Here is an 11,995-nt window from a genome sequence, read left to right as displayed (position 1 = left end):
GCGGGGAACGGTCGAGGCCCCTGGTGGAATGCCGGGGCTTCGCACATGAATCAGGCCCTGCCGAGGAAATGGTTTTATGACCAGGGACTGATCTCGGTACTGGATACGGTAAGATGGCTTAAACGTTCTGCATGAACCGCCGTGGTACGGAACCGTATGCCCGGTGGTGTGAGAGGACAGGGGAGGCGACTCCCCTTCCTACTCGATTAAATTTTTCTTTAATTTTTCAAGTGGTGCTTGAAAAGTAGCTTACTGTACTATTGATCATACTCTATAGAGCGCATGGCGTCGTTGGAATCTATACTTGCACCCATTGAGCTATCGCGGTAATAAACAGATAATCTCCAATTACGGATAATGCGATGAAAATGCTACTGCGTTGGCTTCATAGTCTAGTGGCGCTGTTAGCGTTGCTGTTAGCGGGGCCTGTTTGGCTATTGGCGAGTAATCAGGTGGCGACCGATGGGCATTGGTCGTCGCTGGATCGGTCATCTGCTGGCATAGCGCCTGATCCAGCGGTGAACGCTGAAGCCGTCGTTCAGGTATATTCAGCCCGGGCTTATAACTGGCGCGGAGCGTTTGGCGAGCATATCTGGATTGCGACCAAGACTGAAAACGCCGATAGTTACCGACTGCATCAGGTGTTGAGCTGGCGGCGTCCCACGGTGGTGTCTTCAATCGACACGCCTGATCGAGCCTGGTTTGGCAGTCCTCCTACACTGTTGGCTGACTATCGCGGCGAGGTGGCTGCACAGATAATACCGCAGATAGAGGCCGCCGCCGCTGACTACCCACAAGCTGAGCTTTATCGAGTATGGCCTGGCCCGAACAGCAATAGCTTTATTGCCTGGGTTATACGCGAAGTGCCAGGCTTTGAGGTGACGCTCCCGGTAACTGCTATTGGTAAGGATTATATTTTCAATGGCGTTTTTGCTGCTGCGCCCAGCGGCAGCGGTTACCAGCTGTCTTTGGGTGGGGTGGTTGGCATTATGTTGGCGCTTGAGGAGGGCATTGAACTTAACCTCCTGGGCTTGAGCTTTGGTATCGATGTCATGCGACCCGCTTTGAAATTGCCGGGCATCGGGCGGTTGGGGATGCCCGTCAAGGTAACAGAAGGTTGATCAATAAGAGTAAAAAACTGTGTTTGCAGATACTTTTTATTAAACTAGTAACTACTGGGCGCTGATGACACCAAGCTGCGTTGCTGACATTATCCAAACCACTTATTTGGAAATGATTTGGAACGGCGCCATTACCCAGGCGAATCAATTGCGTTTTCCCACTGATGAGGAGTAGTGGGGTTAGCTGTTTTGCTGCTGTTCGGTAAAGCGCTGCATGATAGCGAGGGTTTCGTCGCTCACATGGTGCTCCATGCCTTCAGCGTCAATACGCGCAGTCGCATCTCTCACCCCAAGGGCGCGTAAAAAGTGCAGCACGATATCGTGGCGGGCGCGTGACGTTTCCGCCATTTTTTGACCCGCTTCGGTTAGAAACAGCGAGCGATAAGGCTTGCTAGTAACCAACTCCAGCTCATTTAAACGCCGAATCATTTTTGAAACCGTCGCCTGGCTGACCGCCATACGGCTGGCAATGTCCGCCGCGCGCGCTTCGCCGCGGTGTGCCAGCAGGTCGCCAATTAGCTCAACATAGTCTTCAATCAGTTCGGTTTCGTGGGCATTTCGCACCGTTGCATACTGCTGGGCATGCTGCTCCACAGGGGGCAGGGCATCTCCAGGGATGCTTGGGGCAGTCAATGAGGCGTTCGGATTAGAATCAGTCATTGGTAAATTATATCGGAAGCAGTGGGAACAATCATTGGATAGTCGCTGGGATAGTAACGTATTTTTGTGCAATATTGTTAGCCAAGGCTAAACTATTTGCACAATGCTTTCTTGTTGAGCTGCAGTCTACTTATCGGTCATGTACAAAAAAGGAGAGACAATGAGTAAGCGCAATCTGGGTATGGCCTTGAGCCTACCGCTATGGCTGAGTGCTGCACTAGCCTGTACCGAAGCGCCCAGTGCCAAAGCGCAAGAGAATGCGACTTCTCCTTCCCTACCATCGTGGCGAGTTTGGAAACGGTGGGGATCATTTTAGTGATGGCGATGCTGATCACCCCAGGAGCAACGGCACACCTGCTCACCGACCGTTTTAAAACCATGATGCTGATTTCCGTGGGTGTAGGGTAGCTCGACGATCATCGGGCTATGGCTTTCGGTGGTGTTGGGCATTGCCTCGTGCGTTGCGATCGTGCTCGTTGCTACCTGCTGGTTCTTTATGGCGCTGCTTTTCTCACCCAAGCAGGGGGGCTGATGCGTTTTTGGCGCCATCGTCAAATTGGTTAGCACCATTTACTTAAGCGTTTACAACGGCGGCGACTGCAGGCATTCCCAGGTTTTCTCGGCAATACCGATGCCAGCACCGGTCATCAGCAAATACGTTTGATCTACTCCAGCGGTATGCAGCGGTTCGGCTTCATCTTGGAAGTGGATGCCCGCAATAATGTGGCCAGTGAAGCCCGCTTTACGCAGTTCGCGGGTGGCAATAAGCTTGCTCTCAAGTTCTGGGGTGGCCAGCGTTACTGCGGTTATTTGCGTAATATGCAGGTGATGCCAAAATCCCACATCTTCAATATCACCATAAAAAACATGCCGTTGGGTATTTATTTTATTGGGATCTGAATCGATGCCCACGGCAGACAAACCTTTATCGGTAAAAAAGTCGTAGGCGGCGTTACCGGTTCGCCCCATGCCTAGCACTAAGATGGTGGCGTTGCCTAAATCCACAGGCTGTTCGTCAGGATGTCGGGCGTACCGCTCAAAACAGAGCAGGTGTTTCTCCCAGCGATCAAAAAGCTGATGGGCAATGCGATTCAGCGGTGCGGCGATGACAAACGACAAGGCAACGGTAATTGCCAAAGGAACAAGCCACTCTTGCAAAATGCTCGCAGCGACGATCAGGCCAAACTCACTGTAAGCCGTCAAGCTTAAGCCTCCCAAAAAGGCGTTGCGTGCCCTGATTCGGAAGGCAATGAGTAGTGCAAAAAACAGGATCCCTTTAAGCGGAAGCAGAACTGCTAGGATAACCGCAAATAGCAGTGCGTCTTGATCAGGTAAGCCAGCCATGCCTATTTGCAGAAAGAAGCTGATTAACAACACTTCTTTCAGCCCCCAGAGCGCCTTGGATAATTCTTGCGCACGGGGGTGTTTGGCCAGCAGTAGGCCCATGACCAGGGCTCCTACTTCTGAGCTTAAACCCACTGCTTCAAAGCCCATGCCGCCAACGGCAATGGCTAATACGGCGCCTAGTAGCACCAGTAATTCATCGTGCTGCGCCGCGTTCATAAGCCAATAAAGTACTGGCCTTAATAGCGGCACCAAAAAAACCAGCACGGCCCAGGGGCTAGGGGAGTTGCCGCTGTAGATGCTGAGAACGGCTAAAGCCACAAGGTCTTGAATAATCAGAATGCCAATCGCAATTCGGCCATGTAGGGCGCGTAATTCGCGTTTGCTTTCAAGGACTTTGGCCGCTAATACCGTGCTTGAAAAAGACAGCGCAGTGGCCAGCAGAATTGCTTTGTCCAGGGGCAGCGATAGAAAAATGACAAAACCAGATGTAAACAACAGGCAGGTAATTGCCAAGTGTATAAAGGAACTTCCTAGCACAACGGGTTCTGCCAGGCTGCGGATATTGAGTTTAAGACCAATGGTGAACAGCAGTAGCAGAACCCCTAGATGGGCAAGGTGTTCAAGCATTGGGCCCGCATCACTTGGGAGGCCAATACTGGGCCCAAAGGCATTGAGTGCAAACCCTGCTGATAAGAACCCCACGAGTGGCGGTAAACTTAGCTGTCGTGCTGCGATACCAAAGATAAACGCTACCGATAGAATAACCACTTCAAACATGCCGGATCCCTAGAGCGCGTAACGAAGCTGATTATCTTCCAACTCGCCAGTGCTTTTGCATTTCTATAAAAGTGAATGATGCTGACCAAGTGATCAATACAAAGCCTGTTAAAGCCAGCGTGCCGTACAGAAAACGTACCGGCCCAATGGCATATATATCGCCATAGCCCACGGTGGTATAGGTCACCGCAGTGAAGAAGATATAATCAAGGATGTTGAAGTTGTCATACCCATGTAAAGCACCAATGCTTAATTGCTCGGTAAGCCACCAGCCAGTGATGCCAAATAGCCAAATTTCGACAACGTGGGTCATCAATACCCCAAACGCCATCGCCAGGATGCGTTGCCGATGTGGTCTTCGAGATTTTTCTATTTGGTGCGAGATAAGCCACAGGGCTTCATAGTGAAGCAGCACCGCAATGACCACGGTAATAAAAGTGGTTACCACCACGGTGACATGCTCAGGGTAAGGAATAGTCATCTTAGCAAGTAGTCAACCTTTGCTCGTTAGCATAACCGGGTTCCCATCAGTAGCAAGGCAGCATCCATATGCTGCCAGCCCCACCATGCAAGCATTAAACAGCTAAACAGCAGAGTTGCCACCATGGCCTTGAGTAAATTATTGCGTGTCATGGGATCACCGTTGTTGACTGCGAGCGCTCGAGCGGCTTTTCATTGATAAACCAATGCAGTGCAGCAGCGACGACCGAGAGCACAATAGCAATTTGCCAGACCGTATTATAGTTGCCAGTAAGGTCATAAAAATAGCCACCCAGCCATACGCCCATAAAAGAGCCTAACTGGTGAAACAGAAATACGATGCCGCCCAGCATGGAGAGGTGGTGAACACCAAACACGGAAGCCACAATGCCGTTGGTTAACGGCACGGTAGAGAGCCATAGAAGCCCCATGACGATACCAAATAGATAGGCGCTAACTGGGCTTAACGGCAAATAAACAAACGCCGTAATCACCACGCCGCGAATCAAATAGAGCCAGGTTAGCAGCTTGGGTTTTGACCAGATGCCGCCCATCCAACCCGCGGTATAAGTGCCAACAATATTAAACAGTCCCACTAAGGCCAGTACCGTCGTGCCCACCTTTACCGCCAGGCCGTTATCGAATAAGTAGCCGGGGAGGTGCACGGCAATGAACACCACCTGAAAGCCACAGACAAAAAAGCCTAAACAGAGTAGCCAGAAGCCTTTTTGGCCTGCTGCTTCGTTGAGCGCATCTTTGAGGCTTAAATCGGATGCCGTTTTGGCGGAGGGCTTGTCGCGCAGCATTGCCCCCAGGGGAATAATGATGGTCGCGATAGCTGCCATCGCCATCAGCGCTGCGGCCCAGCCGAGCCACTCGAGCAAACCCAGAGTGCCAGGCAGCATGGCAAATTGCCCAAACGAGCCCGCTGCGCTAACGATCCCCATGGCCATACTGCGTTTTTCAGGCGCCACTGCGCGCCCCACAGCACCTAAAATAACCGAGAATGTGGTACCGGAGAGGCCAAGGCCAATCAACAGCCCAGCGCTGACCGTCATGCCTAGTTCTGACGTAGAGAGGCTCATAAACAGCAGCCCCAAGGCATACAGCAAGCCGCCAACAACGATAATCCTGGCCGCACCGAAGCGGTCCGCGAGCGCCCCGGTAAAGGGTTGTGATAAGCCCCAAACCAGGTTTTGTAAGGCTAATGCAAAAGCAAATACGCCACGCCCCCAGCCGAGCTCGCTGCTGAGGGGCTCCATAAAGAGTCCGAAACCATGGCGTAAGCCCATGGCCGTGGAAATAACCAAGCTTCCCAATATAATCAGCAGCAGCGAGTGGCGAAGAACGAAGGCCATGATGTTCTCTTTGTTGGCAGGCTAACAGTTAGCTCACTATCGCATGCGTTGTGCGCTTTTAGAAGCTAGGAATAGGTAAGTAAGGCAGTATTAGTTTTATGCTATTAATCTGCTAAAATCCGCCCCCTTCGCCGTTAATGACCTCTCAATAGCTCTAAGGATTTTCATGAATGCAGTAATTCTTGCGGTGCTGGTGATGGTGGCGCTATCGCTGGCGCGTGTCTCAGTGGTATTTGCGTTAGTGGTGGGCGCTTTAGTCGGCGGGTTAGTGGGCGGGTTGTCACTAGAACAAACTCTGGAAGCCTTTAATACAGGCGTGGGCGGCGGGGCCCAGGTGGCGCTGGCCTACGCCACTTTGGGGGCCTTCGCTGTGGCGATCTCTCGCTCTGGGCTACCGGATATGCTGGCTAATCGTTTGATTACGCTGCTGGGTAAAAAAGAGGCAACCGTTGCGCAGCAGACGCGGGTCAAAATGCTGTTGCTAACGGCTGTGTTGTTGGTGGCTATTTCTTCTCAGAACGCTATCCCGGTACATATTGCCTTTATACCGGTGCTGATTCCGCCGCTATTAACCGTGATGAACCGCTTAAAGTTGGATCGACGCGCGGTGGCCTGTGCGCTTACCTTTGGTTTAACGGCCCCTTATATGCTGCTGCCGGTAGGGTTTGGGGCGATCTTTCTAAACGATATTCTTTTGGCCAACTTAAATAGCGCTGGGGAACCGCTGGGTTTAGAGATCACCCGTGGCATGGTGCCGCTGGCCATGGCAGTACCGGTAGGGGGGATGGCGCTGGGGCTAATCGTTGCGCTATTTTGGAGTTACCGCCGCCCGCGTGAGTATCAGGCCGAAGATATCGCTAACGCCAACGTTGCCGAAGGCCATACGCCCGCCAAACCTCATAGGTTGGGGCTTGTGATGTCGGGGGTGGCAATCGTCGCAGCGCTCGGCCTCCAGCTTTACAGTGGCTCAATGATACTGGGTGGCTTGGTAGGGATTGGCCTGCTTTCAATGGGGGGCATCTTTAAGTGGCGCGAAGCAGACGATCTATTTACCAGTGGTATGCGCATGATGGCGCTGATCGGTTTTATCATGATCTCCGCAGCGGGCTTTGCCGAGGTCATGAAAACCACGGGAGAGATTGATGCGCTGGTGTCGGGTGCTTTTTCACTCTTTGGCGATAACCGCGGCTTAGCGGCACTGGTGATGCTGCTGGTAGGGCTATTCATTACCCTGGGTATCGGCTCGTCGTTCTCAACCATTCCCATTATTGCTGCCATCTTTGTGCCCTTGGCGGTACAGTTTGGCTTCTCTCCCATGGCCACGGTGGTGCTGGTGGGTACGGCAGCGGCGTTGGGTGATGCAGGCTCGCCTGCCTCTGACTCTACCCTGGGCCCCACTTCAGGCCTTAACGTTGACCGTCAGCACGATCATATGTGGGACAGCGTGGTGCCAACGTTTCTGCACTACAACATTCCGTTAGTCGGCTTTGGCTGGCTAGCGGCAATGATGTTCTAAAAGCCTTATCTTCAAACTAAAAAGGGACAACTTGGTTGTCCCTTTTTAGTCGCTTTAACTCTATCACTATTTAGGCAGATGGCTTTCAAACGCGCTTAATAGCCCCCGCAGAAGCGAAAGCTCTTTGCGGCTGGGTTGAGCACGGGCGAAGAGCGCCTGAAGTTGCTCTTCAGTGCGGGCGTGGGGCTGGGTTAAAAAGCCACTTTCCTGCATTAAGCGGCCCAGATGCGCTTGAAAGTGTAAGAACTGTTCGCGGCTGGGTGGCGTTGCCTCCAGCGGGCGCTGATAAGTAAAACCGCTCCCATCACCTTTACGCCAGGCGCGATGTACTTCATAAGCGAGTATCTGTACTGCCTGGGATAGATTCAGAATACCGTAATCAGGGTTGGCAGGAATGCTGACCTGATGCGTGCAGCAGCGAATCTCATCGTTAGTCAGCCCCGAACGTTCACGCCCAAATACGAGTGCCACCGGCGCCGTTTGAGCGTTCTGGATGACGTCTGTTGCCATCTCATCCGGTTCGTCAAAGTGGGGAAGGGGCAGGCTGCGCAAGCGTGCACTGGCACCCACGACCTGCACGCAGTCGTTAACGGCTTCTTCCAGCGAGCTAACCACCCGCGCACTCTCCAGGACATCAGTGGCACCTGCCGCTAGTCGAGTTGCTTCTTCATCGGGAAACAGACGTGGATTAACCAGCACCAGCTCGGTTAAACCCATGGTTTTCATGGCCCGTGCCGCCGCGCCGATATTGCCGGGGTGGAAGGTCTGAACGAGTACGATACGGATATGCTGCAACATGCGCTGGTGCCCAGTAGTGAAAATGTAGCTTAAAAAAATCGCCCAGATAGTAGCACGTTCGGCCCTGGAAATGGCTGACAAAACGCTATCGACAACCTCACGCCTGTAGGCGCCTCAAAACGCAAGAACCCCGCACAAGGCGGGGTTCTTGTTGACAGCTAAATGCTAGCCGTCGATAGAGCGAAGGGCTCAGGGTTGCATTACATCATGCCGCCCATGCCACCCATTCCGCCCATGCCACCCATATCAGGTGCAGAGTCTTTCTCTTCCGGATCTTCTGCGATCATGCACTCAGTGGTGATCATCAGGCCAGCAACAGAACCAGCGGACTGCAGTGCAGTACGGGTTACTTTCGCTGGATCCAGGACGCCCATTTCGAACAGATCGCCGTACTCGCCGGTTTGTGCGTTGTAGCCGAAGTTTCCTTCGCCATCTTTCACACGGTTAATCACAACGGCAGGCTCTTCACCAGCGTTGGAAACGATTTGACGCAGCGGTGACTGCATAGCGCGTAGCGCCATGTTGATACCGTGATTCTGGTCTTCGTTATCGCCAGTAAGGCCCTGTACTTTGGCCATTACGCGAACCAGTGCTGTACCACCACCAGGCACCACGCCTTCTTCAACTGCTGCACGAGTAGAGTGCAGAGCGTCTTCAACACGGGCTTTCTTCTCTTTCATTTCCACTTCGGTGGCAGCACCGACGCGGATAACGGCAACACCGCCTGCCAGTTTGGCAACGCGCTCTTGCAGTTTCTCTTTGTCGTAGTCAGAAGAGGTGTCTTCGATTTGCGCGCGGATCTGGCTAACGCGTGCTTCGATATCGCCTTCTGCACCAGCACCATCAATGATAGTGGTGTTTTCTTTAGACATCGTCATGCGCTTAGCAGTACCCAGGTGATCCAGGTTGGCTTGCTCAAGCGTCAGGCCGACTTCTTCAGAAATGACCGTGCCGTTAGTCAGAATAGCGATATCCTGCAGCATGGACTTACGACGGTCGCCGAAGCCCGGTGCTTTAGCAGCGGCTACTTTAACGATACCGCGCATGTTGTTCACAACCAACGTTGCCAGGGCTTCGCCTTCGATATCTTCAGCGATGATGGCCAGTGGCTTGCCTTGCTTGGCAACGGCTTCTAGCACTGGCAGCAGCTCACGGATGTTGGAGATCTTTTTATCCACTAGCAGGATGTAGGGATCTTCCAGTTCAACCGTCATGGTGTCCTGGTTGGTAACGAAGTAGGGCGAGAGGTAGCCGCGGTCAAACTGCATACCTTCAACGACTTCCAGCTCGTCTTCAAAGCCACGGCCTTCATCAACAGTGATGACGCCTTCTTTGCCGACTTTTTCCATCGCTTCGGCGATGATTTCACCGATGCGCTTGTCGCCGTTTGCAGAGATGGTGCCAACCTGGGCAATTGACTTGGTGTCGGTGCAGGGGACAGACATTGCTTTGATTTCTTTCACCGCTGCGTTGACCGCTTGGTCGATGCCGCGCTTAAGATCCATCGGGTTCATGCCCGCCGTCACGCCTTTCAGGCCTTCAGCGATAATGGCCTGGGCCAGAACAGTAGCGGTAGTCGTGCCATCGCCTGCAGCGTCAGAAGTCTGTGAAGCGACTTCTTTCACCATTTGCGCGCCCATGTTTTCGAACTTGTCTTTCAGTTCGATCTCTTTGGCAACAGAAACACCGTCTTTAGTAACGGTGGGGGAGCCGAAAGATTTTTCCAGTACTACGTTACGGCCTTTCGGGCCGAGGGTAACTTTTACCGCGTTGGCGAGAACGTCGACACCACGGGCCATGCGTTTACGAGCATCATCGGAGAACTTAACTTGTTTAGCTGACATATCTGCTACTTCCTAATATTGAATGCAAAAACGTGAAAGTAAATAGTCGAAGCACTGGTTAAATAAGTACCAGCTGCAACGATGCTTAGCCTTCAACAACGGCAAGAATATCGGCTTCGCTCATGATCAAGACTTCTTCGCCGTCGATTTTTTGCTTCTCGACGCCGTAGCCATCTTTAAAGATCACGTTATCGCCAACCTTGACGTCTAACGGGCGGACATCACCATTTTCCAGAATGCGACCGTTACCGACGGCGAGGATTTCACCGCGTGTCGGTTTTTCTTGTGCATTGCCCGGAAGCACGATGCCGCCTGCAGTTTTCTGCTCTTCTTCAACGCGACGGACGATGACACGATCGTGCAAAGGACGGATATTCATTCACGTTCTCCTGAGTATGGTTGAAGCCCTGGTGAGGGCGGTTAGCCTAAAAGTGTTCTCGAGGGAGTAACCCGCGAGAAGTGAAGACCTCACGGTCTTCTTTGTTAATGGCAGCTACCGTATAGATCGCCGCCGAATTTGTGTGCTGAATGAAAAATGGGGGCTGCGGATGACCTTTCAAGGGGGCGGGTAATAAAAAAATTGCTTTTTCGTTGATTTTCTACCGAGGGAAACCTTAACGACGGCGTCGGGGCTCATCGCGACTGATAAAATCTCCCTCAATGGGGCCATCCTGTTGTGACGATTGGCGATTTTGATTTTGATTAGTCTGGGCCGATGAATCACTTGGGCCTTGCTGTTGCCCAGCAACTTTTTTAAGCCCCAGCCAAGTTAGGGCCTTGAACATCAACTGGCGTGCGCTGGGAATTAAGCATGCCAAGCCTACTGCATCAGACAAAAAGCCTGGGGCCATTAATAAGGCACCGCCGAAGATAAGTGCAGCGCCAGTTAATAGCTCGCTGGAGGGGAGCTCACCAGCCTCCATGCGCTGGCGTGCCCGCGCAAAGGTGGATACACCCTCTTTACGAATCAGGTGTAGCCCGACAAAGCCGGTGCCGAGCACCAAAAGTAGCGTCGTGAGCAGGCCAATCTGGCTGCCAATCGAAAACAGAACCACAAAATCAAGTAGAGTGAAGAGTGATATGAAAATAAGGATTGGCATGGCTAACTCCTAGCAAAAGCGACTCGAAAACCGTCGTAATTGCGTAATATGGTGACATAAATATAAATAGCAAGCAGCTGACATGGCGTATTCCAGCGATGATGTAGCTCGATTTATGTCCATAATTCTTCTATGCTGCGATGCACAATGAAGCTGGTTTAATCTTTTGTAAGGAGTCTCGAATGGTACTTACCGATAAAGTCATTGCAGTCACGGGTGGGGCGCGAGGGTTGGGTTATGCCATGGCGCTGCGCTTGGGCAGGCAAGGTGCACGCATGGCGCTATTGGATATGAGCGCTGAAGCGCTTGATCAGGCAGTATCGCAACTTGCCGCGGAAGGTATCGATGCCCAGGCGTTTGTGGTGAATGTCGCCGAAGAAGCCTCCGTGACTCAGACGTTTGCCGATATTGCGCAACGCATGGAGCCTGTCAGCGGTTGTGTCAATAATGCGGGCATTACCCAGGATGCGCTGCTGGTAAAAGCCAAAGAGGGGCAAGTGGAAAAGCGCATGTCCTTAGAGGCTTGGCAAAACGTTATTAATGTCAATTTAACTGGCGTTTTCCTATGTGGTCGCGAAGCCGCCACTCAGATGATTGAAGCCGGACATGAAGGCGTGATCGTCAATATCTCCAGTATTTCCCGGGCAGGCAATATGGGGCAAAGCAATTACGCTGCCGCAAAAGCGGGCGTACATGCGTTGACCGTCACTTGGAGCCAGGAGTTGGCACGCTATGGTATTCGTACCGGCACCGTAGCGCCTGGGTTTGTGGCTACCGAAATGACCGCTGCGATGCGTCCTGATATGTTGGAGCGTATCTCGTCAAGCGTGCCGTTAAAGCGTTTGGGTGAGCCCGATAATATTGCCCAAAGCGTTGCCTTTATTATGGAGAACGACTACTTCACTGGGCGCATCATTGAGTGTGACGGCGGTTTACGGCTGTAGTTTCTTGGCCGTGGTAAGACAAAGGCGTGTTGCATAGATGGGCGGCTCTA

13 protein-coding genes and 1 pseudogene are annotated in these 11,995 nt (G+C 52.4%); 4 read left to right on the top strand and 10 right to left on the bottom strand.

From position 1 onward, the window contains the following. Window positions 1–362: 362 nt before the first annotated feature. Entirely contained in the window at window positions 363–1,121 is a 759-nt protein-coding gene (locus tag HALA3H3_RS21840) for a DUF3750 domain-containing protein (protein WP_022523682.1), read from the top strand. Between the two features lie 180 nt (window positions 1,122–1,301). Here HALA3H3_RS21840 and mntR read toward each other — a convergent pair whose 3' ends face one another. Then, the gene (gene mntR / locus HALA3H3_RS21835) at window positions 1,302–1,781 is read right to left on the bottom strand and encodes a manganese-binding transcriptional regulator MntR (RefSeq protein ID WP_022523680.1); all 480 of its coding nucleotides are present in this window, start codon (window positions 1,779–1,781) and stop codon (window positions 1,302–1,304) included. 201 nt (window positions 1,782–1,982) lie between these two features. Here mntR and HALA3H3_RS27760 point away from each other — a divergent pair, with 201 nt between their 5' ends. Then, the gene (locus HALA3H3_RS27760; RefSeq protein ID WP_022523678.1) at window positions 1,983–2,189 is read left to right on the top strand and encodes a metal ABC transporter permease; all 207 of its coding nucleotides are present in this window, start codon (window positions 1,983–1,985) and stop codon (window positions 2,187–2,189) included. Between the two features lie 174 nt (window positions 2,190–2,363). On the opposite strand, the gene HALA3H3_RS27915 is transcribed toward HALA3H3_RS27760, so the two are convergent. The 5 genes and pseudogenes from HALA3H3_RS27915 to HALA3H3_RS21815 form a co-directional block, all read right to left on the bottom strand. Continuing rightward, window positions 2,364–2,759: an NAD-binding protein gene (locus HALA3H3_RS27915; protein ID WP_370657682.1), complete on the bottom strand. Its 396-nt coding sequence runs from the start codon at window positions 2,757–2,759 to the stop codon at window positions 2,364–2,366. A 138-nt stretch (window positions 2,760–2,897) separates the two neighbouring features. Beyond that, window positions 2,898–3,905, bottom strand: a pseudogene (locus HALA3H3_RS21825) (cation:proton antiporter domain-containing protein); the annotation flags it as partial. Between the two features lie 31 nt (window positions 3,906–3,936). After that, on the bottom strand, window positions 3,937–4,353 hold the full coding sequence (locus HALA3H3_RS21820) for an ion channel (protein ID WP_238326101.1): 417 nt from the start codon (window positions 4,351–4,353) through the stop codon (window positions 3,937–3,939). 59 nt (window positions 4,354–4,412) lie between these two features. Further along, window positions 4,413–4,538, bottom strand: coding sequence for a hypothetical protein (locus HALA3H3_RS27715; protein ID WP_258955957.1), 126 nt, complete (start codon window positions 4,536–4,538; stop codon window positions 4,413–4,415). Beyond that, complete coding sequence (locus HALA3H3_RS21815) at window positions 4,535–5,743, bottom strand: MFS transporter (RefSeq protein WP_022523675.1); 1,209 nt, start codon at window positions 5,741–5,743, stop codon at window positions 4,535–4,537. Before HALA3H3_RS21815 ends, HALA3H3_RS27715 begins: the two co-directional genes overlap by 4 nt. 166 nt (window positions 5,744–5,909) lie before the next feature. Here HALA3H3_RS21815 and HALA3H3_RS21810 point away from each other — a divergent pair, with 166 nt between their 5' ends. Next, window positions 5,910–7,259 carry a Na+/H+ antiporter family protein gene (locus HALA3H3_RS21810; protein ID WP_022523674.1) on the top strand — a complete coding sequence of 450 codons (1,350 nt, stop codon included), beginning with the start codon at window positions 5,910–5,912 and terminating at the stop codon, window positions 7,257–7,259. 66 nt (window positions 7,260–7,325) lie between these two features. Here HALA3H3_RS21810 and HALA3H3_RS21805 read toward each other — a convergent pair whose 3' ends face one another. The 4 genes from HALA3H3_RS21805 to HALA3H3_RS21790 all read right to left on the bottom strand — a co-directional run bounded on the left by HALA3H3_RS21805 (window position 7,326) and on the right by HALA3H3_RS21790 (window position 11,001). Further along, window positions 7,326–8,057, bottom strand: a complete 732-nt coding sequence (locus HALA3H3_RS21805; protein ID WP_022523673.1) for an RNA methyltransferase — start codon at window positions 8,055–8,057, stop codon at window positions 7,326–7,328. 200 nt (window positions 8,058–8,257) lie between these two features. Next, the gene (gene groL, locus HALA3H3_RS21800; RefSeq protein WP_022523672.1) at window positions 8,258–9,901 is read right to left on the bottom strand and encodes a chaperonin GroEL; all 1,644 of its coding nucleotides are present in this window, start codon (window positions 9,899–9,901) and stop codon (window positions 8,258–8,260) included. A gap of 85 nt (window positions 9,902–9,986) precedes the next feature. Further along, a complete protein-coding gene (locus tag HALA3H3_RS21795) occupies window positions 9,987–10,280 on the bottom strand; it encodes a co-chaperone GroES (protein WP_022523671.1) in 294 nt (97 codons plus the stop codon). A 235-nt stretch (window positions 10,281–10,515) separates the two neighbouring features. Next, entirely contained in the window at window positions 10,516–11,001 is a 486-nt protein-coding gene (locus HALA3H3_RS21790) for an FxsA family protein (protein WP_022523670.1), read from the bottom strand. A gap of 182 nt (window positions 11,002–11,183) precedes the next feature. On the opposite strand from HALA3H3_RS21790, the gene HALA3H3_RS21785 reads away from it, so the two are divergent. Then, complete coding sequence (locus tag HALA3H3_RS21785; RefSeq protein WP_022523669.1) at window positions 11,184–11,945, top strand: SDR family oxidoreductase; 762 nt, start codon at window positions 11,184–11,186, stop codon at window positions 11,943–11,945. The last annotated feature ends 50 nt before the right edge of the window (window positions 11,946–11,995 follow it).

Source organism: Halomonas sp. A3H3 (genome assembly GCF_000982975.1).
In the GTDB taxonomy this organism is placed as follows: domain Bacteria; phylum Pseudomonadota; class Gammaproteobacteria; order Pseudomonadales; family Halomonadaceae; genus Vreelandella; species Vreelandella titanicae.
The sequence above is the reverse complement of the archived record's forward strand: the minus strand, read 5'-3'. Positions and strand labels throughout refer to the sequence as shown.